The sequence below is a fragment of the Streptomyces sp. NPDC050535 genome, from assembly GCF_044457665.1.
Taxonomy (GTDB): domain Bacteria; phylum Actinomycetota; class Actinomycetes; order Streptomycetales; family Streptomycetaceae; genus Streptomyces.
The window spans coordinates 466,012-488,157 of sequence record NZ_JBITHE010000002.1 but is presented as its reverse complement, the minus strand read 5'-3'; the positions used below and the strand labels follow the sequence as shown (position 1 = coordinate 488,157).

Genomic DNA, 22,146 nt, shown 5'->3' with positions numbered 1-22,146 from the left:
CACTCCAATCCGTGAACAAGCGTCAACAGGTAGGGAGGGCGGGCAGGGTCGGGAAAGGGTGTGGGAGGGAGGCAAGGGAAAGGTGGGTCACATGTTGTTGCGAGCTCGCACACAGCTTTACATGTTGCGAGGTCGCACGCAATCGGAATCGGCGAATTGGATCTTCGGCCTGTGCGGTTCCTCCGCTCGTGCGTGCGCGCAACTGCTCATTGCGTGCGCGATCGCGCGTTACAGTGTGGGGGAGCGGAGGGAGTGCCGACTATGCAGAGCGATGCCGACCACATCGACGAGTTCGCCACCTGGATCGAGAATCTGATGCGCGACCGGGGTTACGACATCGACAGCCCGCGCGGTGGTGGCAAGACCAAGCTGGCCGAGGACGCCGGGGTGCACCGCGCCGCGGTCACACGGCTGTTGCAGCGCCAGAGCATGCCCGACCTGGAGACGATGCGGGGTCTGTCCCGCGCGCTCGGCGTCCCGGTCAGGGACGCGCTCATCCACTCCGGCAAGCTGACCGAGGAGGACCTGCCCGAGGTCCCCGCCCTCGCCCCCGTGGAGATCGTGCTGTCCGGCGAGGGAACCATCACCGCCGAACAGGCGGCCGTCGCCCTCGGTATCCCGGCGCATCTGCGGGCGGCCTTCGTGCAGATCACGGAGCAACTGCGGCTCGGGGGCGCGCAGGAAACGTCCGCGCAGACCCCGGGCGGGGCGACCGCGGAGGCCGAGGCGGAGGTGGGGGACGAGCGGGCCAGGCCCTGAGGGCCGGTGTCCTCCACGGGGTGAGCGGCCTGTAGGGCCGCCGCGTTCGCTGTCCTACGAGGCGTGACCGTCCTCGACGCCGGAGGGCTGCGAAGACCATCGGCGAGTACGGGATCTGCGCCCCCAGGGTGAACGACGGCGGTCGGCGCCGCCATCGCGCCCTTCGCGACCGTCGCCCAGACGGCACCGCGCCGACGGCGACCGCCAAGCGGCGAGCGTGCTCACGACGGCCACCGACGCACCCGCCTCTGAGGCGCCGACGAATCGAGGCGCCGAGCGCCGACGTCCCAACCCCCACCACCAGAGCCCGTAACTCCCAGCCAGCACGCGCACCGCACCGCGGCGCACCGCACCGCGGCGCACCGCACCGCGGCGCACCGCACCGCAACACGGTCGCGGTGAGCCGCAACTCCTCAATCGTCAGGCCCGTTTAGAGGGCCCCGTGGATCTGTCGGCCGTACGCCTCCGCCCGACCCCCGGCATGCCAGGGGCGCGGCACCCCCCTCGGGCGCCGCGCCCCACCCCGCCCCGTCTTCCCCTGATGGTGGCCGGTGGTCTATTCGACGGTCGTCGTCAGTGGCGGCAGGGCCCCGGTGCGGGCCGCCTGCCCGTACCAGTGGGCGCTCGACTTCGGAGTGCGCGCCAGTGTCGCGTAGTCCACGTACACCGCGCCGAAGCGCTTCTCGTAGCCGTACGCCCACTCGAAGTTGTCCATCAGGGACCACAGGTAGTAGCCGCGGACGTCCGCGCCGTCGGCGATCGCGCGGCGGACGGCGCGCAGGTGGCCGTGCAGGTACGCGATCCGCTCGGGGTCGTGGACCTTGCCCTCCGGGTCCGGCTTGTCGTCGTAGGCGGCGCCGTTCTCGGTGATGTAGAGCGGCAGCCCCGGGGCCTCGCGGACGTACCGCATGATCAGGTCGTGCAGGCCCGTCGGGTCGATCGTCCAGCCCATCTCGGTGCGTTCGCCCGGGGTCTGGTGGAAGGTGATGTCGTCCGCGCCGGGCCAGGGGGAGTGCGAACTCGCGCCGTGACCGTCCGCGCGCGGGCCGTCCTTGGCGTTCTCCGAGGCCGAAACCAACGTGGGCGTGTAGTAGTTGAGGCCGAGCGCGTCCAACGGCTGCTTGATCAGGGCGAGGTCGCCGTCCAGGACGTAGGACCAGTCCGTGATGGGCGCCGTCGCCGTGAGCAGGCTCTCCGGGTACGCGCCGTGCAGCATCGGTCCGTGGAAGACGCCGTTGGCGAGGTCGTCGATGCGCCGCGCCGCCGCCAGGTCCGCCGGGTCCTGCGAAACGGGCCTGACGACCGAGGAGTTGAGGCTCACCGCGACCGTGTTGCGATGGGGCATCGCGGAGCGCAGCGCCGAAGTGCCCAGGCCGTGCGCCAGGTTCAGATGGTGGGCGGCCTTCAGTGAGGCCGCCGGGTCGGTGCGGCCGGGAGCGTGCACCCCGGAGCCGTACCCCAGAAAGGCGCTGCACCAGGGCTCGTTGAGGGTGATCCACTGCTCTACCCGGTCACCCAGCGCCTCGCCCACGATCTGCGCGTACTCGGCGAACCGCAGTGCGGTGTCGCGCTCGGGCCAGCCGCCCGCGTCCTCCAGCTCCTGCGGGAGGTCCCAGTGGTAGAGGGTGACGGCCGGCTTGATGCCGTGCGCGAGCAGCTCGTCCACCAGACGGCGGTAGAAGTCCAGACCGCGCTGGACCGCGGGGCCCCGGCCGGTCGGCTGCACCCGGGACCAGGAGACCGAGAAGCGGTACGCGGTCAGGCCCAGGTCCGCCATCAGGGCCACGTCGTCGCGGTAGCGGTGGTAGTGGTCGACCGCCACGTCACCGGTCTCGCCGCCCGCGGTCCTGCCCGGCGTATGGCTGAAGGTGTCCCAGATCGAGGGGGTGCGGCCGTCCTCCCGTACCGCCCCCTCGATCTGGTACGCGGAGGTCGCCGCACCCCAGAGGAAGGCGGGAGGAAAGGTCACGGGCGTAACAGACTCAGGCATGGAAGCGCTCCCATAGGAGGTCGTGGAGACCGGAAGTAAGAGGGGGACAGGGAGGGGAAGGCGGGGCCAAGCGGTGTGTGTGGGGCCGAGGCGGCGGTGACTCGGCCCCACACGGGTGGTCGTGGTGGTCGGCGGTGCCGGCGTGGTCAGCCCTTCACGGCGCCCTGCATGATGCCGCCCACGATCTGCTTGCCGAAGATCGCGAAGACCAGCAGCAGCGGCAGTGTGCCGAGCAGCGCGCCCGCCATGATCAGGGACTGGTCGGGGGTGAAACCGCGGCCGAGGGCCGCGACCGCGACCTGCACGGTCGGGTTGCCCATCTGGGTCAGCACCAGGAACGGCCACAGGAAGTCGTTCCACGTCTGCACGAAGACGAGCATGCCGAGGACGGCCATCGCGGGGCGGGCCGCCGGGAACACCACGTGCCAGATCACCCGCCAGCTGTTCGCGCCGTCCACCCGGGCCGCCTCGATCAGCTCGTTCGGCAGCGCCTGGATCAGGTACTGCCGCATGAAGAAGACGCCGAAGGCGCTCACCAGCGACGGGAAGATCACCGCCTGGAGCTGGTCGGTCCAGTCGAGCTTGGCGACCATCATGTACAGCGGGATCACGCTGAGCTGGGGCGGGATCATCATGGTGCCGATGATGATCAGCATCATGGCGTTACGGCCCTTGAAGCGCAGCTTGGCGAAGGCGAACCCGGCGACCGTGGACATGACGACGACGGTGAACGCCGAAATCCCGGACACGATCGTCGTGTTGAGCATCGCCTCGCCCAGGTTGGCGTCCTTCCAGGCGAGTTCGAGCTTGTCGAACAGCCCTCCGCCGAACCAGAACGGCGGTGGTGTCTGCGCCAGCCGCTGGTTGTCGCGCGAGGCGGCGATCGCCGTCCACACCAGCGGAAAGAGCGAGCCGAGGGTGAACAGGATGAGCACGGCGTAGGCGATCGGTCCGCCGTGCAACTGCCCGCCCGCGCGGGCGGACTTGGGGCGCCGGGTGCGCTTGGGCGGTTCCTGCACGGGGTCCGAGGGGGGCGTGGAGGGCGTCAGTGTCGTCGTCACGGCCTCTACTCCTTAGCTACTGGCGCGCAGCCGGCGCGAGATGACGTAGTTGACGATCCCGATCACGATGAGGATCAAGAACATGGTCCAGGCGATGGCGGAGGCCCGGCCCAGGTGCTGGTTCACCCAGCCCTGCTCGTACAGATAGAGGCCGAGCGTCTGGAACTGGTGCTCGGCGCCGCCGGACGCGCCCTTGTTGGCGTCGAAGAGCAGCGGTTCGCCGAACACCTGGCTGGCGCCGATCGTCGAGACGACGACGGTGAACAGGATCGTCGGCCGCAGCGACGGCAGCGTGACGTGCAGGAACTGCTTCCAGCGCGAGGCCCCGTCCAGGGCCGCCGACTCGTACAGGTCCTGCGGGATGGCCTGCATGGCGGCCAGGTAGATCAGCGCGTTGTAGCCGGTCCAGCGCCAGACGATGATCGACGAAACGGCGATCTGCGAGGGCCACTTGTCGTTCTGCCAGTCGACGTTGTCGATCCCGACGGCGTTCAGCGCCCAGTTGATCATGCCGTAGTCGCGGCCGAAGAGGAGCACGAACACCAGCGAGGCGGCGGCGATCGAGGTGGCGTACGGCGCGAGCATCGCGACCCGGTAGAAGGTCGAGCCGCGCAGCTTGTAGTTGAGGATGTGGGCGAGGCCCATGGCCATCAGCAACTGCGGGACGGTGGAGATGATCCCGATGGTCAGGGTGTTCTTCGCCGCGTTCCAGAAGAAGTCGTCGTCGAAGATGCGGGTGTAGTTCCGCAGCCCCACCCAGTCCATGTCGGTCGGCGCCGTCAGCTCCACCGTGTGCAGCGAGGCCCAGCCCGTGTAGATCAGCGGGAAGAGGCCGAAGGCGAGGAAGAGCAGGAAGAACGGCGAGACGAAGGCGTACGGGCTCCAGCGCATGTCCCGCTGCCATCGGCGGGAGAGCCGGTCCCGGCGTCGAACGTCCGCCTCCGCGGGCGTACTCGGCGAGGGCTGGGCGGCCGGGGCCGCGCCCCCCTCCTTCTCGGGGGGCGCGGCGGTGTCGTGCCGGGTGGCCATACCGGTCACTTCTCCAGGTTGTTGTCGATGGTCTTGGTCGCCGTGTCCCAGGCTTCCTTGGCCGACTTGCCCTTGGTGACGAGGATGACGCCGTTGTCGGTCAGGCCCTGCTGGATGATCTGGTCCTTCGGGCCGATGACCTGGACCGGGCTGGACTTGGCGGCCTCGGCGAAGATCTCACCGATCGGCGCGTCACCGGTCATGTCGTTCTTCGCGCCGGTGACCTCGGGCAGGGTGTACGCGGTCTGCGCGCTCGGGAAGCTGCCCTGCACGCTGAACAGCTTCGCCTGCTGCGCGGGCGCCGTCAGCCAGGCGGCGAACGCCTGGGCCTCCTTCACGTGCTTGCCGCTCTTCGGCACACCCAGGAAGGTGCCGCCCCAGTTGCCGGACTTCGGCGCGGTGGCCACGTCCCACTTGCCGGCCGACTCGGGATTCGACTTGCCCTTGATGTAGCCGAGCATCCACGGCGGGCAGGCGACCGCGGCGAACTTGCTGTTGGCGATCGTCGTGTCCCAGGCCGGCTGGAACTGCGTCTGCGCTCCGACCAGTCCCTCCTCGGCGGCCTTCGCGGTCAGGTCGAAGCCGGCCTTGACCGCCGGGTTCGACTTGTAGATGACCTCGCCCGAGGCGTCGTAGAACTTCTCCTTCTCACTGCTGAGGATCGCGTTGAGCAGTCCGCCGGGTGAGTCCATGAAGGTGGTGCCCTTGGGCGCCTTCGCCTTGTACTGCTCACCGGCGTCGATGAACTTGTTCCAGTCGCCCGCCCAGAGCTTGCTCACCTCCTCGCGGTCGGTGGGGAGACCGGCCTGCTCGAAGAGGTCCTTGCGGTAGCAGATCGCCATCGGCCCGACGTCCGTGCCGAGTCCGATGGTCTGACCGTCCTTGGTGGTGGCCTGCGCCCACTTCCAGTCCAGGTAGTCGCTCTTCTTGACGCCCGGAGCCTTGGAGAGGTCCTCGAACTTGCCCGCCTGGGTGTTGACGACCTCGGCGATGTTGCCGACCTCGATGGCCTGGATGTCCTGGAGGCCGCTGCTGGTGGTGAGGTGGTTCAGAAGCGCCGGGTAGTAGTTCTCGTTGCGCTCGATCACGTTCTCGGCGATCTTGATCTCCGGGTGGAGCTTCTCGTACTCGGTGTAGAGACCGGCTTCCTTGAAGCCCTGGGTGCCGAACAGACCCATCGTGATCGTGGTCTTGCCCTTGCCGCCCCCTGACGACGAGCCGGAGTCGTCGTCGCCTCCGTCGTCGGCGCAGCCGGCCAGCAGACCGGTGCCCAGCGTGGCGACAGCCATCATGACCACCGCCTTGCGGGCGATGGGAGTCCCCCCGCTCGAGCGCTGCCGAGAGTAGGGGAGGGTACGTGCTCGCATTGCGTCCTCCTGTTGCCCTGACGTGCCGACCCCCCGGCCAACTGCATTGTTGGGCCCGTTTGTTGACGCTGCGGCTCGGGCGGGGAACGTGCGGGATGTGTATGTGTCAGGTACCGTGGGAGCGCTCCCACGGGTGATGTGTTGAAGGGTCGTCGGTTCGCGCGGGGGTGTCAAGAGAGCGGACGCGGAGAGTGTGTTCGGTTATCTGCCTGTTAGCTAACTCCGAGAAGTGGAACGAAATCGGCCGGAGCGAGGTTCACGGGGCGGGCCCAAGGTACCGGTGACGCCCTTGCCGGGAGCGTGCTCTTCGGCAGGGCTGTTACATTCCAGGCCAGTCGCGGAGTGATCCGCGGTGTGACGGGAGGCGGACCATGGCAGGCCACGGAGTGCGGGGCCGGAGCGGCGGGCGGCCGACCCTGGAGGAGGTCGCCGCGCGGGCCGGAGTGGGGCGCGGCACGGTCTCCCGGGTGATCAACGGCTCGCCGCGGGTCAGCGACGCGACCCGCGCCGCCGTCGAGGCCGCGGTCGCGGAGCTCGGCTACGTCCCCAACACGGCGGCTCGTGCCCTCGCGGCCAATCGCACCGACGCGATCGCCCTCGTCGTCCCCGAGCCCGAGACCCGTTTCTTCGCGGAGCCGTACTTCTCGGACATGCTGCGGGGGGTCGGCGCGGCGCTGTCCGACACCGAGATGCAGCTCCTGCTGATCTTCGCGGGCAGTGACCGCGAGCGCCAACGCCTGGCCCAGTACCTGGCCGCGCACCGGGTGGACGGCGTCCTGCTGGTCTCGGTCCACGCGGACGACCCGCTCCCCGACCTCCTCTCCCAGCTCGAGATCCCGGCGGTGATCAGTGGCCGCCGCTCGGCGGAGGAGACCCTGCCGTCCGTGGACTCCGACAACTACGGCGGGGGCCGCGCGGCCGTCGAACACCTGATCGCGCAGGGCCGCAACACCGTGGTCCACCTGGCCGGCCGCCTCGACGTCTTCGGCGCCCAGCGCCGCGTCGACGGCTACCGCGAGGGCCTGCGCGAGGCCGGCCGGAAGCCCGACGACCGGCTGATCGTCCCCGGCGACTTCACCGAGGAGGGCGGCCGCCGCGCGATGACGGAACTCCTGGCCCGCTGCCCGACCCTCGACGCGGTCTTCGCCGGCTCCGACGTGATGGCCGCCGGCGCCCGCCAGGTCCTGCGCGAGGCGGGCCGCCGTATACCCGACGACGTGGCCCTCGTCGGGTACGACGACTCCGCCATCGCCCGCCACATGGACCCCCCTCTCACGAGCGTGCGCCAGCCCATCGAGCTGATGGGCCGAGCCATGATCGACCTCCTCCTCGACGAGATCGCCGACCGCCGCCCGGCGGTGTCCCGCGGTCTGGAGCGACGGCAGGTCGTCCTGCCGACGGAGCTCGTCGCCCGGGCGTCGTCGTGACCGGGCCGCGGCCGGACCCGGCACGCCACCGCCCGTGCCGCTGTCGCCGAAGGGCGGCGGCGGGGCGGCTCGGTGGGGCAGGCTGACGGCATGGTTCTTCATCCCCTGCTGGGGGTCGACGAAGTGCCCGCCGTGGAGCCCTATTTGGGCAGGGTGGGCGAGGTGTTCAAGGTGTTCCGCGGGCAGGACTCGGGGGCCGTGGCGTACGGGGTGCGACTGCTCGACGGCGCGCGCTGGTTCGTCAAGGAGGCGGCCACCGAGGGCGCGCGGCGGTCGTTCGAGCGCGGCTGGGCGTTCCACCGGGCGGTGCGCCACCCGGCGATCGTCCCGCAGGTCCACCGGATCGCCGTACGGCAGAGCTGGGCGGTGGTGATGCCCTGGCGGGACGGCGAGCTGCTGTACCACCCCACTCCCGGCGAACCGGAGGACCGTACCGGCCCGGACAGTCCGATGGCCCGCTTCCGTGCCCTCCCGACCGACCGCGTGCTGCGTGCCTTCGACCGGGTCCTGGCCGGGCATCTCGCGGTGGAGGCCGTGGGCCAGGTCGCGGTCGACTTCTACGACGGCGCGCTGCTGTACGACTTCACCGGGGACCTGGTCCACCTGATCGACCTGGACGAGTACCGGCCCGGTCCCTTTCTGGTGGAAGGTGACCGGCTGCCGGGCTCGCGGCGGTTCATGGCGCCCGAGGGGTTCGTCCACGGAGCCGTGATCGACAACCGTACGACCGTGTTCACCCTGGGCCGCGCGGCCCGCCTCCTCCTGGACGCCGGTGACGAGGAACGCGCCTGGCGAGGCACACCGCGACAGTTGGCGGTCGTCGAACGCGCCACCCGGGCGGACCCCGGGGACCGTTTCGACAACGTCCACGACTTCGCCGCCGCGTGGCGCGCCGCCAACTCGCCCCAGGACAACTGAAGTCACGTCCGCAGCGGCAGTTCCCACCTGACCTCGCCGTCCTCGAGCCGCCCTGTCCCCGTCAGTCCCGCCGCGCCGGCGACGGCCGCGGAGGCCAGGTGCCCGGGATGGACATGGGCGACGACGGTACGGAGACGTGGCTGCCGCCCGAGCCACTCGACCAGCCCTCGCACCGCCTCCCCGGCGAATCCACGCCGCTGCCAGGGCGTACCCACCACCCAGGCGATCTCCACGACGTCCCCCGTGACCGTCGCCTGCACGGTCCCGACCAGGCACGCGTCCTCGCGATGCCTGAGCACCCAGTTCCACCAGGTGACGGCGGGATCCGGGGAGCCGCCGACGAGCCGTTCGTAGCGGGAGCGCAGGGCGTCGGGAGCGGCGGGCGCACCGCCGATGAAGGCGTGCAGCGCCGGGTCGGACAGCACCCCGGCCATCTCGCGGGCGTGCTCGACGCGGAGGGGGAGGAGGTCGAGGCGGGTGGTGGCGATGACCTCGGCGGCCCAGGCGGGCACGATCGGCTCGGGCATGGGCGAAGCCTATGGCGGGCCGCGGGCCACCCGCCGCCCGGAAACGAACCAAGGCCCGGCCTGTTCCCAGGCCGGGCCTTGATCATCGAGGGTGAGTGACGGGACTTGAACCCGCGGCATCCTGGACCACAACCAGGTGCTCTACCAGCTGAGCTACACCCACCATGACCGGTCCTGCGTTTCTCCGACCGGCCGAGAAAAAGTGTACAGGGTCCGAAGGGGTGCTCGCGCCCGGCTTTTGCTGGGGCCCATCAGGGCCCCGACAAAGGCCTGTCCGGGGTCTTTCCGAGGTCTGTCCGGGGGCGGCGCGGGGGGCCGGCCGACGCTATTGGACGGGCAGGACGTGCTTGGCGGCGATGGTGCGGGCGGTCTCCGAGTCGGGGCCGGGCTGCGGGACGAAGACCGCCTCGCGGTAGTAGCGGAGCTCGACGATGGACTCGCGGATGTCGGCCAGGGCGCGGTGGTTGCCGTTCTTGTCCGGGCTGTTGAAGTACGCCCTGGGGTACCAGCGGCGGGCCAGCTCCTTGACGGAGGAGACGTCCACGATGCGGTAGTGGAGGTAGTCCTCCAGGGTCGGCATGTCACGGAGGAGGAAACCCCGGTCCGTGCCCACCGAGTTCCCGCACAGCGGCGCCTTGCCCGGCTCCTTGACGTGCTCACGCACGTAGGAGAGGACCTGCTCCTCGGCGTCCGCCAGGGTCGTGCCCGCGGCCAGCTCGGTGAGGAGGCCGGAGTTGGTGTGCATCGCGCGCACCACGTCCGGCATCGTCTCCAGCGCCTCCTCCGGCGGCCGGATCACGATGTCCACACCGTCACCCAGTACGTTCAGCTCAGAGTCGGTGACCAGCGCGGCCACCTCGATGAGCGCGTCATCCGACAGCGAGAGACCGGTCATCTCGCAGTCGATCCACACCATGCGATCGTTCATGTGCCTCACCCTACGGCCCACTACGCCCAGGTGAACCGCTCGTGCGCGCGGCCGGGCGGGGAGCCCGAAGGCCCCCCCGCCCGGCGTGAACGGCGCGAATGGTGGAAATGGCGGAAATGGTGGGTCTAGGGGGCGCTGCGCTGCCCCGGCAGGCTCGGCCGTCCCGCCGCGTACAGTTCCGTGCCCGCCTTGCCCGAGTCCGTCGACATGGACATCGCCTGTCCGACGATGCCGGCGGCCGCCGTGCGACGGGTCTGCGAGGGGACCGGGCTCTCCTGGTGGATGGCCGTCGGCGGTCCCGGCGTGCTGGCGGCGCCGTCCGGCTCCGACGACCGGTCGGCGGCCTGCGGACGCCGGGCCCGGTACGCGGCCCGGTAGGCGGCCGGCGACGAGCCGAGCTGGCGCCGGAAGTGGCCCCGCAACGCGACCGGTGACCGGAAGCCGCAGCGCCCCGCCACCTCGTCGACCGAGTAGTCCGACGTCTCCAGGAGACGCTGCGCCTGGAGCACCCGTTGCGTGATCAGCCACTGCAGGGGAGCGCTCCCGGTGAGCGACCGGAAACGGCGGTCGAAGGTCCGCCGGCTCATGTACGCCCGTGCCGCCAGCGTCTCGACGTCGAACTGCTCGTGCAGATGCTCCAGCGCCCAGGCGACGACCTCCGCGAGGGGGTCGGCGCCGATCTCCTCGGGCAGCGACCTGTCGAGGTAGCGCTCCTGGCCGCCGCTGCGGCGCGGGGGGGACCACCAGGCGACGGGCCAGTGCGCCGGCCGCCTCGTTTCCGTGGTCCGTCCGCACGATGTGGAGACAGAGGTCGATTCCGGCCGCCGTACCCGCCGAGGTCAGTACGTCTCCGTCGTCCACGAAGAGTTCTCGCGGGTCGACGTGGACGGACGGGTAGCGCTTGGCCAGCGTCGGCGCGTACATCCAGTGGGTGGTCGCGGGACGGCCGTCCAGCAGTCCCGCCGCGGCCAGGACGAAGGCGCCGGTGCACAGCCCGACTATGCGGGCGCCTTCCTCATGTGCCCGGCGCAGCGCGTCGAGTGCCTCCTCCGGAGGCGGCGAGGTGATCGACCGCCAGGCGGGCACGACCACCGTGCCTGCCCGCGAGATCGCTTCCAGGCCGTGTGGCGCTGTCAGTTCCAGGCCCCCTGTGGTCCGCAGCGGGCCGTCCTCGCCCGCGCTCACCAGCAGGCGATAGCGCGGTACGCCGGCGTCCTGGCGGTCAATCCCGAACACCGACAGTGGTATAGAACTCTCGAAGATGGGGCCGCCGCTGAACAGCAGCACCGCGACGATCTCCTTGCGGCGTCGCCCGGAAAGTTTCCGGGCCGCGGCTTCCGGCGCGGCAGTGGAGTCGTGGCTCATCCTGCTAAGCCCCCCTCGGTGGTCGCGGCTCCTCGGTTGTGTCGCTCCTGCACGTTTCCCCTCGGTCCTGCACGAGTCCCCCGCCGTAAGACGTCAAGATCGAATCTACTGTGTCCCATGGCGCCAAGGTGACCAGTTCGATACTCAACAGAATGTCGACAAGGCAACTTGGCGTGAAGCATTCGATCACGAAGCGTTGCACTCGTGGGCCGTGCAGGGAAGTACGCCTCCTGCCAGTGGCCAATCCACGTAGGGTGCGCGAGCCCCCGGTGGCCCTTTCAGTGCAGGTCGAACGGGGGTTGGGGGGTCGTTCGACCAAGGAACGCGCCATACACAGAAGTTGGCTGAAAAGAGGCGGGCGCGTGCGCGTAAACCGGTCAGTCGACCGGCCTGTTCGCCCCGCCGTGCCGACCGCCCCTGTGCGCCCCCACGCCACTCCTGCCCTGCGGGCCGCTCGGCTGTGCCGCCCCGCGCGAGGCCGGCACCGCACCGGAGACCGCAGCGCCGCGCGAGGCCGGAACCGCGTGCCCGCCGTGCCGTCCGCGGGCCGGGGAGCGCTCCTCGGCGAGCAGTCGGGCCGCGCCCCGCTCCGACCGCGTCAGCAGTACCCGGCACACGGCGGTCACGGCCGCCAGGCCCAGCGCCGTACCTGCCGCGCCGGCGAGTGAGGTGCCGTACCAGACGAGGACCACGGGAACCAGTACACAGCTGAAGGCCGCCCAGCGAACCACATCGCTCGCCGTGTCCGGGGCGGGGGCCGCCGCGGCGCGGGTCCGGGCGGCGGGTCGGGAGTCGGTCTCGGGTCCGGGCACGGTGTGCTCCCTCGTACGTACCTAATACTCCATTGCTCCCCCTGGCGGTGGCCGAACAGTTCAACGCGTGGTGGACCGGCAGGTCACTGTGCGGCACGCCTGGGTGAACCCTGTGCAAACCACCTGTACGGGGCAGCAACCATTGCGTTACGGGCGCCCCCTCATGCATGCTCCGATGAACGCCGCGTGGCCGACGCGGGATCTGGGCAGAGGAGGCGTGCAGCCGTACCCTTGGGGGTATGGGGATGGGAAGATGATTCCCGGACACAACTCTGCCGCACGTTGACGTTGTCCCACACGAGGATCCAAACGCCGAGACATCCATGGCCGGTCACGAATTCTTCGATCCCGCGGACCGCCAGCGCCCGCTCGCCGATCCCACGGCGGCCGAGCCCCTGGCGGCGGAGGAACTCCGCCAGTCCTGCGATCCCGCCTTCAAGCACGGCGTCGTCGTCGGTTTCGACGGCTCGACGTCCAGCGAGCGTGCCCTCGCCTACGCGATCGGCATGGCCCATCGCTCCGGCTCCGGCCTGATCATCGTCCACGTCGCCAACCGGCTGCCGACCACCGTGTGGGCGGGCTGCGAGCCCCCGGTCTTCGTCGACGTGCCCGACCATCGCACCGAGGTGCTCGGCCTCGAACTCGCCTGCGCCGAGTACCTGTCCGAGGTCCCCTGGATCCTTGTCGAGCGCGGCGGCGACATCTGCCACGAACTCGAAGAGGTGGGGCGGGAGTACGAGGCGGACGCGATCGTCGTCGGCTCCACGCACGGCCTCGTCGGGCGCATCTTCGGCTCGGTGGCGGGACGGCTCGCCAAGCGCGCTCAGCGCCCCGTCGTCGTCATTCCGTAACTCCCTTTCCCCAGGCGGGCGTCCAGCCCCGGTACGTGGCCCCGGCTCCTGAGAAGAACGGGTCCCCGCGTGCTGGTGGCACGTGCGGGGACCCGTTCTCGGCGTTCTCGGGTGCGGGCCGTGGGGGTTGCTCGCGCAGTTCCCCGCGCCTCTGAAGGGCGCTCCCGTGCACCGGCGTTACTACTCCACCGTGACCGACTTCGCGAGGTTCCGGGGCTTGTCGATGTCCCGGCCCAGGGCCAACGCCGTGTGGTAGGCGAGGAGTTGGAGCGGGATGCCCATCAGGATCGGGTCCAGCTCGTCCTCGTTCTTCGGGACGACGATCGTCTGGTCGGCCTTCTCCTGCTCCCGGTGCGCGACCGCGAGGATCCGGCCGCTGCGGGCCTTGATCTCCTCGAGGGCGGCGCGGTTCTTCTCCAGGAGGTCGTCGTCGGGCACGATGGCGACCGTCGGCAGCGCGGGCTCGATGAGCGCCAGCGGGCCGTGCTTCAACTCCGAGGCGGGGTAGGCCTCGGCGTGGATGTAGGAGACCTCCTTGAGCTTCAGGGAGGCCTCGCGGGCCACCGGGTAGCCCCGGACACGGCCGATGAAGAGCATGGAGCGGGCCTCGGCGTATCCCTCGGCCAGCTTCTTGATCTCGTCCTCCTGCGCGAGGATCTCGTCGATCTGGCCGGGCAGCCTGCGCAGGCCCTCGATGATCCGCTTGCCGTCGCGCACCGACAGGTCGCGGGTGCGGCCCAGGTGCAGCGCGAGCAGCGCGAAGGCGACCGTGGTGTTGGTGAAGCACTTGGTGGAGACGACGCAGACCTCGGGTCCGGCGTGCACGTACATGCCGCCGTCGGCCTCGCGGGCGATGGCGCTTCCCACCACGTTGACCACGCCGAGCACCCGCGCGCCCTTGCGCTTCAGCTCCTGGACGGCGGCGAGGACGTCGTACGTCTCACCGGACTGGGAGACCGCGACGTACAGCGTGTCGGGATCGACCACGGCGTTGCGGTAGCGGAACTCCGAGGCCGGCTCGGCGTCCGCGGGGATGCGGGCCAGCTCCTCGATCATCTGGGCGCCGATCATGCCCGCGTGGTACGAGGTGCCGCAGCCGAGGATCTTCACCCGGCGGATCTGGCGCGCCTCTCGGGCGTCCAGGTTGAGGCCGCCGAGGTGCACGGTGGAGAAGCGGTCGTCGATGCGGCCGCGCAGGACGCGGTCCACGGCCTCGGCCTGCTCGTGGATCTCCTTGTGCATGTACGTGTCGTGGCCGCCCATGTCGTACGACGCGGCCTCCCACTCCACGGTGGTCGGCTCGGACGTCGTACGGGTGCCCTCGGTGGTGTACGTACGGAAGTCGTCGGCCTTGAGGGTGGCCATCTCGCCGTCGTCGAGGGTCACTATCTGCCGCGTGTGGGTGACCAGGGCGGCGATGTCCGAGGCGACGAACATCTCCTTCTCGCCGATGCCGAGGACGACCGGGGAGCCGTTGCGGGCCACCACGATGCGCTCGGGGAAGTCGGCGTGCAGGACCGCGATGCCGTACGTGCCCTCGATCACCCGCAGCGCGTCGCGGACCTTGTCCTCGAGCTTCTCCTGCTGGGAGCGGGCGATGAGGTGGGTGAGGACCTCGGTGTCGGTCTCGGAGAGGAACTCGACGCCGTCGGCCTCCAGCTTCTTCCGCAGGTCGGAGGCGTTGTCGATGATGCCGTTGTGGACGACGGCGACCTTGCTGTCGGCCGACAGGTGCGGGTGGGCGTTCACGTCGGAGGGGGCGCCGTGGGTGGCCCAGCGGGTGTGGGCGATACCGGTGGTGCCGGCGAAGCGCTTGGGGACCTTGGCCTCCAGGTCGCGGACCCGTCCCTTGGCCTTGACCATCTTCAGGCCGGCCGACTTGGGCGTCGTGACGACGATGCCCGCCGAGTCGTAGCCGCGGTACTCCAGCCGCTGGAGGCCCTCGAGCAGGAGGGGGGCGACGTCACGCCTGCCGATGTATCCGACGATTCCGCACATGTATGAGTTTTCCTAGCCGTAGATGATCTAGCCGTAGACGATGCGGCGCAGCTGCCTGAGCGTGAGCTCCGGCGGTGCGACCGCGCGGTATTTCAGGTCCGCCTCGATCCGTCCGAAGATCGACGCGTTCACCAGGCCCTGCGCCTGGAGCTCGCGGTGGCGGCGACGGACGTACTCCTCGGTCGTCTCGTCGAAGTAGGCGAGCACGTCCTGGACCACCCGCAGCGCCTCGCCCCGGTTGAGGGGCGAGGACCGCGTCAGATGATCAACAAGTTCGTCGTGCACCCGTTGATCCTGAGGTAAAGCGCTGGCAATCGCAAGAATCCTGCCCGATATCGGGCAAGTGACTGTTGAATCTCTTATGGGAGCCTGTTCGGGACCTGTTCATGCTGTGTCTTGCACAGCGATGGATGCCCAGAGCACCTTTTTCAGCCATGGACACTCCTCGCATGGGCGTACCGGACAAGCTCGCTGAGCGCATGAGCATGGCCGAGCAACACGAATACCTGCGCGCGAAGTTCTCGCGGCGCACGATGATGAGAGGCGGCGCCGTCACCCTGGGTGCCGTCGCGGGCGGCGCCTTCGTGCCGGGCGCGACCGCGCAGGCCGCCGTGCCGACCCACAGGGGCGGCACCGAGAAGGTCGACGGCGCGCTCGTCGCCCCCTTCGGCCGCCACCTCGCCTACGGCACCGACCCGAAGACCGAGATGACGGTCTCCTGGCAGGTCCCGGCCCCCGTGAACAAGCCGTACATCCGCATCGGCGCCCACCCCTGGGACCTCTCCCGCAAGATCCAGGCCGAGGTGCGCAGCCTCTACACCCCGGCCGGCGTCGGCGTGAGCGCCGACCACACGCAGTACTACGTGCACGCGCAGCTCAGCCACCTGCGCCCCGGTCAGACGTACTACTACGGCGTGGGCCACGACGGTTTCGACCCGGCGTCCGCGCACCTCGCCGGCACCCTCGGCACCTTCACCACCGCGCCGTCGAGGGCCGAGTCCTTCACCTTCACGGCCTTCGGCGACCAGGGTGTCAGCTACCACGGTCTGGCCAACGACAGCCTGATCCTGGCCCAGAACCCGGCCTTCCACCTGCACGCCGGTGACATCTGCTACGCCGACCCGTCCGGCGCCGGCAAGGTCGAGGACACCGGTTTCGACTCGCGCACCTGGGACCAGTTCCTCGCGCAGACCGAGTCGGTCGCCAAGCAGGTGCCGTGGATGGTGGCGTACGGCAACCACGACATGGAGGCCTGGTACTCGCCCAACGGCTACGGCGGCGAAGAGGCCCGCTGGCAGCTCCCGGACAACGGGCCCGACAAGAAGAACCTGCCGGGCGTGTACTCCTTCACGCACGGCAACACGGCGATCATCTCGCTGGACGCCAACGACATCTCCTTCGAGATCCCGGCCAACCTCGGCATCTCCGGCGGCACCCAGACCAAGTGGCTGGAGGCCCAGCTCAAGAAGTACCGCGCCGCCCACGACATCGACTTCGTCGTGGTCTTCTTCCATCACTGCGCCTACTGCACCTCGACCGCGCACGCCTCCGAGGGCGGCGTGCGCCAGGAGTGGGTGCCGCTGTTCGAGAAGTACACCGTCGACCTGGTGATCAACGGCCACAACCACGTCTACGAGCGCACCGACGTCATCAAGGGCAACAAGGTCGCCAAGGAACTGCCGATCGGCGCCACCGCGTACCCGGAGACCGACGGCATCGTGTACGTCACGGCGGGCGCGGCGGGCCGCAGCCTGTACGCGTTCAGCGCGGACGAGTCCTACGAGGGCCACGTGAAGGACAACGAGGCCGTGTCCTCGTACGTCGTCCAGAAGGACGGCGTCAAGCAGTCCGAGACGGTCGCCTGGTCGCGCGTGCGCTACCTCAACTACTCGTTCCTGCGCGTGGATGTCACCCCGGCGGCGAAGGGCCGGCTCGCGACGCTGCGGGTGCGCGGCATCGCCGAGACGGGCGAGGAGGTCGACAACTTCACGGTGGCACGCCGGGTCCGCTAGGCCCTGTCGTCACATTCCCGTCTGCCGCGCGACGCCATGCACGCACTCTCGCCGCACCGGGCGCAGACCCGAGTACGTCCAGTACGAGGGCCTACGCCCGGCATGCCGAGAGCACGCACCTGACGCCGCGCGGCCGCCCTCCGGGCGACGACGGGAAAGTGACGACAGGACCTAGGCGGCCGGCAGGCGGTCCTCACATCCTCTTGAGGACCGCCTGCTTGGCCATCGAGAACTCCTCGTCCGTCAGGACACCCGACTTGTGCAGCTCGCCGAGCTCCCGCAGCCGCCGGAGCAGGGCGTCGTGATCGGCCTCGGCGGCGGTCGGCAGTTCCCTCACCGGCTGCGGGGAGGGCGCCGACGCGGGGTGCGGCAGCCGCGCCTGCACCGCCGCCGCGACCAGCGCCATCAGCGGATCCTTCTTGAAGCCCCACAACTCCACCGAGTTGGGGTCGTACTTGGGCGGCGCCTTGGTGTGCGCACCGCGCACGGTGAAGCGCAGGCACCCGTTCTCCAGGCCGGCCGAAGGGTGCCACTCGACGCCGGTGATGTCCCCCAGGGCCAGCGACCGGGCACCGGCGGCGGCCTTCGCGTCCTCGGTCTTCCAGTTCCAGTCCAGCCGTACGTGCTCGCCGTCGAAGCTCGCGGTGCCGTCCCCGGCGGAGACGGACAGGGGCAGGGCGGGACCCGGCAGCAGATAGCCGGCGACGGGGCCGGCCGGCACCTCGTCCAGGAGCAGCGCGTTGCGGACCTCGTCCACGAGGTACTCGGCGACGCCGTAACGGTCGGACTCGACGATGAGCTGGTAGGGGTCGTGCGGCTCCGCGAGTTTGCCGCCGGTGGCCTGGAGCAGGGGGTCGGCGCCGTCGCGCAGCCGGAGCCTGAGCCGCCCGGTCCTCTTGCCCTGCTCGAAGGAAATGCCCGCCAACGCCCCCAGCGGGACGGCCAGTTCACCCAGCGTCTTGCGGAACAGGCTGACGTTCTTGTCGCGCCCGGGGGTCAGGCGCAGCGCGTCGCCGTCGAAGATCCAGGTGCCGTCCTTCTGGATGATTTCCGCCATGAGGGGGATTCTTTCACCGGCTGTACGGGAGAGTGGTCTATACCCATTCGAAGGGAGCGCATGTGAGACAGCACAGAACGCCCCGTCTTCTCAGTACGCTGCTGCTCGTGGCGGCCGCCTCCATCTCCGTCGTCGGCGCGGCGCCCCCCGCGGCCGACCGGACCGTCACGCCGCTCGGCCAGGTGATCCCGGCCCCCGCCTCGGTCGACGCGGGCGGACCCGCGTACCGCATCACCGGCGACACCCGCATCCGCGTCGCGGACTCGCGCGAGGCCCGCAAGGTCGGCGAGTACCTCGCGGACATCCTGCGGCCCTCCACCGGCCACCGGCTGCCGGTCACCTCCTCCCGCGGCCGTGACGGCATCCAACTCCAGCTGGGCGCAGGGGATCTGGGCGCCGAGGGCTACCGTCTCGCCAGCCGCGGATCCGGCATCACCATCACCGCCGCCAAGCCGGCCGGCCTCTTCCACGGCGTCCAGACCCTGCGCCAACTGCTCCCGGCCGCCGTCGAGAAGGACTCCAGGCAGCCGGGACCCTGGCTGGTGGCGGGCGGTACCATCGAGGACAGCCCGCGCTACGGCTACCGCGGAGCGATGCTCGACGTCTCCCGGCACTTCTTCACCGTCGGCCAGGTCAAGCGCTACATCGACGAGTTGGCGCTCTACAAGGTCAACAAGCTGCACCTGCACCTGAGCGACGACCAGGGCTGGCGCATCGCGATCGACTCCTGGCCGCGGCTCACGACGTACGGCGGCTCGACACAGGTCGGCGGCGGGCAGGGCGGCTTCTACACGAAGGCCCAGTACAAGGACATCGTCCGGTACGCCGCCTCGCGCTACCTGGAGGTCGTCCCCGAGATCGACATGCCGGGGCACACGAACGCCGCGCTCGCCTCGTACGCGGACCTGAACTGCGACGGTGTCGCCCCGTCGCTCTACACCGGCACCGAGGTCGGGTTCAGTTCGCTGTGCGTCTCCAAGGGCATCACGTACGACTTCGTGGACGACGTGATCCGTGAGCTGGCCGCGATTACCCCCGGCAAGTACCTGCACATCGGCGGGGACGAGGCCCACTCCACGTCGCACGCCGACTACGTGGCCTTCATGGACCGGGTGCAGCCGATCGTCACCAAGTACGGCAAGACAGTGGTTGGTTGGCACCAGCTCACCGGAACCACCCCGGCGGCCGGGGCGCTGGCCCAGTACTGGGGGCTGGACGACACGAGCGCGGCGGAGAAGGAACAGGTCGCACAGGCCGCGCGGAACGGGACGGGCCTGGTGCTGTCACCGGCCGACCGGGTCTACCTGGACATGAAGTACACCGCGGACACCCCGCTCGGGCAGGACTGGGCCGGCCTGGTGGAAGTGCGGCGGGCCTACGACTGGGATCCGGGCAACTACCTTCCCGGCGTGCCCGGTTCGGCGGTCAGGGGTGTCGAGGCTCCGCTGTGGACCGAGACGCTGGTGAAGTCCGCGGACATCGAGTACATGGCGTTCCCCCGGCTGCCCGGGGTCGCCGAGCTCGGCTGGTCGCCCGCGTCCACGCACGACTGGGACACGTACAAGGTGCGGCTCGCGGCACAGGCGCCGCGGTGGGACGCGCTGGGGATCGGCTACTACAGGTCGCCCCAGGTTCCCTGGCCTTCCGCCTAGCCGGGGGCGGGGCTCAGGAGGGGACCGTCTCCTGAGCCCCGCCGGCTCAGAGACCCGCGATCGGGTTCTTCAGGGTGCCGAAGAGTTGGAGGGCTCCGGACGGGTCGGCGAGGTCCACCATCTGCTTGTTGTCGCGCAGCTGGAGGCGGTTGAGGCAGGACAGCGCGAACTCCGGTGCGAACATGTCGTACTGCCGGAACTTGTCGGCGAGTTCGGGCGTCGCGTCCTGGTAGGCGCGTACGGCCTCGGCGACCGTCCGCCAGAAGAGGTCCTCGTCGAGGATGCCCTCGGCGTCGAGATCCGCCGCCAGGAAGCGGAAGAAGCAGTCGAAGACGTCCGTGAAGAGGGACAGGAGCTTCGTGTCCTCGGGGACCTCGACGCGGATCCGCTCGACGTCCGGCGGCAGCACCGCCTGCGGGTCCAGGACGGCGATCTCCTCCGCGATGTCCTTGTAGACCGCCCGCTGTACCACGCCGTCCCTGAGAACCAGGATGACGTTCTCGCCGTGCGGCATGTACACCAGGTCGTAGGCGTAGAAGCTGTGCAGCAGCGGGGTGAAGTAGGCGCGCAGATAGCGGCGCAGCCACTCCACCGGGTTCAGTCCCGACCGCTCGATCAGCGCGCCCGTGAAGGACGCGCCCTCGTGGTCGACATGGAGCAGGGAGGCCATCGTCGCCAGGGTCTCGCCCTCCTGGAGGGCGGGCACCGGGCTCTCGCGCCACAGGGCGGCGAGCATCTTGCGGTACGGCGAGTAGCGGTCGGTGGCCGCCTCGTACTCCAGGTGGCGGTAGCCGACGGCGGCGCGCTCGCGGATGACCGACAGGCCCGTCGACTTCAACACCGGGTCGTTCTTGACGAGTTGGGCGAGCCAGTCGTTGATTGCCGGGGTCGCCTCCATGTACGCGGCAGAAAGCCCGCGCATGAAGCCCATGTTGAGGACCGAGAGCGCCGTCTTGACGTAGTGCTTCTCGGGGTGCGACGTGTTGAAGAACGTCCGGATCGACTGCTGCGCCAGGTACTCGTCGTCGCCCTCGCCCAGGCAGACCAGGTGCCGCTGGGCGACCTCGGCCGCGAACGTCACCGACAGCTTGTTCCACCACTGCCAGGGGTGCACGGGGATGAGCAGGTAGTCGTCGGCGTCGAGGCCCTGCCGGCCAAGGACCTTCGCGAACCGCTCGACGGTCTCCGCGCCCAACTCCTCGCGCACGAAGGACTCGTACTCGATGCCCACCCCCGCCGTGAACGCGGCGCGCGAGCGGTGCGCGGCCAGCCAGACCAGCCGGACCGGGCTCGCGGTCTCGGGGGCGTACGACAGGTACTCGTGCACGCCGAAGCCGAGCCGCCCGTTGTTGGCGACGAAGCAGGGGTGGCCCTCGGTCATGCCGGTCTCGATCTCCTGGAAGCCGGAGCGGGCGAGCTCGGCGGCGGGGATCTGCGGCTTGGTGAGTTTGAAGCAGGTGCCCGAGAGGGTGGAGGAGATCTCCTCCAGGTAGACGGGCAGGACCTCGTCGCTCAGGCCGAGCGTCTTCCTCAGCTCGATGAAGAAGTCCAGCGCGGCGAGCGGGAGTTGACCGCCGTCGCGGTGCCGGGTGATCGACTCGGCGTCGATCCGCCAGTGGTCGAGCGCGTGCGGGTGGGCGGTGAAGCGGTAGCGGGTCAGGCCGTCGTCGCTGCGGACGGCGTACCGGTCCTTGCCCAGCGACTCCGGCGTGATCAGCCTTTCGTGCGCGAACTCGGCGAGCGCCTTGCGGACGAGCAGGCGGTTGGCGCGGTCCCAGCGCTCGGGGGACAGGTGCGCCACGGCGTCGGACAGGGTCATATCGCCACACTCCGTACTTCTCGTATCGCGGCGTCGAACTGCTCGCGCGTGCAGAAGCTCAGCAGCGCGCGCTTCTCGGGCTTGTCGATCTCGCGCTCGGCGACGAAGCCGACGGCCGCGTTGAGCGCGTGCACCGCCTTGTTGGCCACGTCGGGTTCGACGACGACCCGGTGGGTGGCCGGGTCGGCGAACAGCTCCGCCATCACCGCGGTGATCACGGACCGGGTGAATCCGTGCACGGGTGTGTCCGTCGGCGCGACCAGGAAGTGCATGCCGACGTCGCCGGGCTCGGGCTCGTACAGGCCCACGAGTTCGACGTACCGGGGGTCGTAACTCTCCATCAGGAAGACGGGTTCGCCTTCCAGCAGGCCGAGGAACGCGTCGTGGTGCTCGGCCGCCGCGATGGCCATGTACTCCCGCTCCACGTCCTGGAGTCTGGCGTCCTGCATCATCCAGAACGCGGACTTGGGGTGGGTGACCCAACTGTGCAGCAGCTCGGCGTCCTTGAACGGGTCGAGCGCGCGGACGGTGAACGTGCCGATCTCGGTGGTGGTCATCCGGCTCGCACGGGTGG

General features: G+C 69.9%; 18 protein-coding genes, 1 tRNA gene and 1 pseudogene. 6 read left to right on the top strand and 14 right to left on the bottom strand.

The genetic code is table 11. From position 1 onward, the window contains the following. Positions 1–261: 261 nt before the first annotated feature. On the top strand, positions 262–759 hold the full coding sequence (locus ACIBLC_RS07100) for a helix-turn-helix domain-containing protein (protein WP_399209712.1): 498 nt from the start codon (positions 262–264) through the stop codon (positions 757–759). 556 nt (positions 760–1,315) lie between these two features. Here the strand turns inward: ACIBLC_RS07100 and ACIBLC_RS07095 are convergent. The 4 genes from ACIBLC_RS07095 to ACIBLC_RS07080 form a co-directional block, all read right to left on the bottom strand. After that, positions 1,316–2,749, bottom strand: a complete 1,434-nt coding sequence (locus ACIBLC_RS07095) for a GH1 family beta-glucosidase (protein ID WP_399209711.1) — start codon at positions 2,747–2,749, stop codon at positions 1,316–1,318. A gap of 146 nt (positions 2,750–2,895) precedes the next feature. Next, complete coding sequence (locus ACIBLC_RS07090; RefSeq protein ID WP_399209710.1) at positions 2,896–3,810, bottom strand: carbohydrate ABC transporter permease; 915 nt, start codon at positions 3,808–3,810, stop codon at positions 2,896–2,898. Between the two features lie 12 nt (positions 3,811–3,822). After that, positions 3,823–4,839 (bottom strand): carbohydrate ABC transporter permease, encoded by a 1,017-nt coding sequence (locus ACIBLC_RS07085; RefSeq protein ID WP_399209897.1) that lies wholly within the window; start codon positions 4,837–4,839, stop codon positions 3,823–3,825. Positions 4,840–4,844: 5 nt separating this feature from the next. Next, entirely contained in the window at positions 4,845–6,206 is a 1,362-nt protein-coding gene (locus tag ACIBLC_RS07080) for an ABC transporter substrate-binding protein (protein WP_399209708.1), read from the bottom strand. A 371-nt stretch (positions 6,207–6,577) separates the two neighbouring features. Here ACIBLC_RS07080 and ACIBLC_RS07075 point away from each other — a divergent pair, with 371 nt between their 5' ends. Continuing rightward, on the top strand, positions 6,578–7,633 hold the full coding sequence (locus ACIBLC_RS07075) for a LacI family DNA-binding transcriptional regulator (RefSeq protein WP_399209706.1): 1,056 nt from the start codon (positions 6,578–6,580) through the stop codon (positions 7,631–7,633). Between the two features lie 90 nt (positions 7,634–7,723). Next, positions 7,724–8,551, top strand: a complete 828-nt coding sequence (locus ACIBLC_RS07070; protein ID WP_399209705.1) for a serine/threonine protein kinase — start codon at positions 7,724–7,726, stop codon at positions 8,549–8,551. A 2-nt stretch (positions 8,552–8,553) separates the two neighbouring features. On the opposite strand, the gene ACIBLC_RS07065 is transcribed toward ACIBLC_RS07070, so the two are convergent. The 5 genes and pseudogenes from ACIBLC_RS07065 to ACIBLC_RS07045 all read right to left on the bottom strand — a co-directional run bounded on the left by ACIBLC_RS07065 (position 8,554) and on the right by ACIBLC_RS07045 (position 12,183). Beyond that, positions 8,554–9,078 carry a GNAT family N-acetyltransferase gene (locus ACIBLC_RS07065; RefSeq protein WP_399209704.1) on the bottom strand — a complete coding sequence of 175 codons (525 nt, stop codon included), beginning with the start codon at positions 9,076–9,078 and terminating at the stop codon, positions 8,554–8,556. A 90-nt stretch (positions 9,079–9,168) separates the two neighbouring features. Then, positions 9,169–9,241 (bottom strand) — tRNA-His (locus ACIBLC_RS07060). A 162-nt stretch (positions 9,242–9,403) separates the two neighbouring features. Then, positions 9,404–10,006 carry an oligoribonuclease gene (gene orn, locus ACIBLC_RS07055; RefSeq protein ID WP_399209703.1) on the bottom strand — a complete coding sequence of 201 codons (603 nt, stop codon included), beginning with the start codon at positions 10,004–10,006 and terminating at the stop codon, positions 9,404–9,406. 125 nt (positions 10,007–10,131) lie between these two features. Next, a pseudogene (locus ACIBLC_RS07050) lies at positions 10,132–11,371 on the bottom strand (helix-turn-helix domain-containing protein). 377 nt (positions 11,372–11,748) lie between these two features. Continuing rightward, positions 11,749–12,183, bottom strand: coding sequence for a hypothetical protein (locus tag ACIBLC_RS07045; RefSeq protein WP_399209702.1), 435 nt, complete (start codon positions 12,181–12,183; stop codon positions 11,749–11,751). A gap of 323 nt (positions 12,184–12,506) precedes the next feature. Here ACIBLC_RS07045 and ACIBLC_RS07040 point away from each other — a divergent pair, with 323 nt between their 5' ends. Further along, entirely contained in the window at positions 12,507–13,034 is a 528-nt protein-coding gene (locus ACIBLC_RS07040) for a universal stress protein (protein WP_383685737.1), read from the top strand. Between the two features lie 180 nt (positions 13,035–13,214). Here the strand turns inward: ACIBLC_RS07040 and glmS are convergent, their stop codons facing one another. Together glmS and ACIBLC_RS07030 are read right to left on the bottom strand one after the other, a co-directional pair. After that, on the bottom strand, positions 13,215–15,032 hold the full coding sequence (gene glmS, locus ACIBLC_RS07035) for a glutamine--fructose-6-phosphate transaminase (isomerizing) (RefSeq protein WP_399209701.1): 1,818 nt from the start codon (positions 15,030–15,032) through the stop codon (positions 13,215–13,217). Between the two features lie 27 nt (positions 15,033–15,059). After that, complete coding sequence (locus tag ACIBLC_RS07030) at positions 15,060–15,317, bottom strand: hypothetical protein (RefSeq protein WP_399209700.1); 258 nt, start codon at positions 15,315–15,317, stop codon at positions 15,060–15,062. A gap of 164 nt (positions 15,318–15,481) precedes the next feature. On the opposite strand from ACIBLC_RS07030, the gene ACIBLC_RS07025 reads away from it, so the two are divergent. Further along, positions 15,482–17,044 (top strand): purple acid phosphatase family protein, encoded by a 1,563-nt coding sequence (locus ACIBLC_RS07025; RefSeq protein ID WP_399209698.1) that lies wholly within the window; start codon positions 15,482–15,484, stop codon positions 17,042–17,044. A 193-nt stretch (positions 17,045–17,237) separates the two neighbouring features. Here the strand turns inward: ACIBLC_RS07025 and ACIBLC_RS07020 are convergent, their stop codons facing one another. After that, complete coding sequence (locus ACIBLC_RS07020) at positions 17,238–18,101, bottom strand: DUF4429 domain-containing protein (RefSeq protein WP_399209696.1); 864 nt, start codon at positions 18,099–18,101, stop codon at positions 17,238–17,240. A 62-nt stretch (positions 18,102–18,163) separates the two neighbouring features. Here ACIBLC_RS07020 and ACIBLC_RS07015 point away from each other — a divergent pair, with 62 nt between their 5' ends. Next, positions 18,164–19,753 (top strand): beta-N-acetylhexosaminidase, encoded by a 1,590-nt coding sequence (locus tag ACIBLC_RS07015; protein WP_399209695.1) that lies wholly within the window; start codon positions 18,164–18,166, stop codon positions 19,751–19,753. A 46-nt stretch (positions 19,754–19,799) separates the two neighbouring features. On the opposite strand, the gene ACIBLC_RS07010 is transcribed toward ACIBLC_RS07015, so the two are convergent. Further along, a complete protein-coding gene (locus tag ACIBLC_RS07010; RefSeq protein ID WP_399209693.1) occupies positions 19,800–21,572 on the bottom strand; it encodes an IucA/IucC family protein in 1,773 nt (590 codons plus the stop codon). After that, a complete protein-coding gene (locus ACIBLC_RS07005; RefSeq protein ID WP_399209896.1) occupies positions 21,569–22,129 on the bottom strand; it encodes a GNAT family N-acetyltransferase in 561 nt (186 codons plus the stop codon). The genes ACIBLC_RS07010 and ACIBLC_RS07005 overlap by 4 nt, the downstream gene beginning before the upstream one ends. Between the last annotated feature and the right edge of the window lie 17 nt (positions 22,130–22,146).

Excerpts from the sequence above, each read along its gene's own strand:
- ACIBLC_RS07100 (WP_399209712.1), top strand. The coding sequence starts at position 262 with ATGCAGAGCGATGCCGACCACATCGACGAGTTCGCCACCTGGATCGAG.
- ACIBLC_RS07095 (WP_399209711.1), bottom strand. The coding sequence starts at position 2,749 with ATGCCTGAGTCTGTTACGCCCGTGACCTTTCCTCCCGCCTTCCTCTGG.
- ACIBLC_RS07085 (WP_399209897.1), bottom strand. The coding sequence starts at position 4,839 with ATGGCCACCCGGCACGACACCGCCGCGCCCCCCGAGAAGGAGGGGGGC.
- ACIBLC_RS07080 (WP_399209708.1), bottom strand. The coding sequence starts at position 6,206 with ATGCGAGCACGTACCCTCCCCTACTCTCGGCAGCGCTCGAGCGGGGGG.
- ACIBLC_RS07075 (WP_399209706.1), top strand. The coding sequence starts at position 6,578 with ATGGCAGGCCACGGAGTGCGGGGCCGGAGCGGCGGGCGGCCGACCCTG.
- ACIBLC_RS07070 (WP_399209705.1), top strand. The coding sequence starts at position 7,724 with ATGGTTCTTCATCCCCTGCTGGGGGTCGACGAAGTGCCCGCCGTGGAG.
- ACIBLC_RS07065 (WP_399209704.1), bottom strand. The coding sequence starts at position 9,078 with ATGCCCGAGCCGATCGTGCCCGCCTGGGCCGCCGAGGTCATCGCCACC.
- orn (WP_399209703.1), bottom strand. The coding sequence starts at position 10,006 with ATGAACGATCGCATGGTGTGGATCGACTGCGAGATGACCGGTCTCTCG.
- ACIBLC_RS07040 (WP_383685737.1), top strand. The coding sequence starts at position 12,507 with ATGGCCGGTCACGAATTCTTCGATCCCGCGGACCGCCAGCGCCCGCTC.
- glmS (WP_399209701.1), bottom strand. The coding sequence starts at position 15,032 with ATGTGCGGAATCGTCGGATACATCGGCAGGCGTGACGTCGCCCCCCTC.
- ACIBLC_RS07025 (WP_399209698.1), top strand. The coding sequence starts at position 15,482 with ATGGGCGTACCGGACAAGCTCGCTGAGCGCATGAGCATGGCCGAGCAA.
- ACIBLC_RS07020 (WP_399209696.1), bottom strand. The coding sequence starts at position 18,101 with ATGGCGGAAATCATCCAGAAGGACGGCACCTGGATCTTCGACGGCGAC.
- ACIBLC_RS07010 (WP_399209693.1), bottom strand. The coding sequence starts at position 21,572 with ATGACCCTGTCCGACGCCGTGGCGCACCTGTCCCCCGAGCGCTGGGAC.
- ACIBLC_RS07005 (WP_399209896.1), bottom strand. The coding sequence starts at position 22,129 with ATGACCACCACCGAGATCGGCACGTTCACCGTCCGCGCGCTCGACCCG.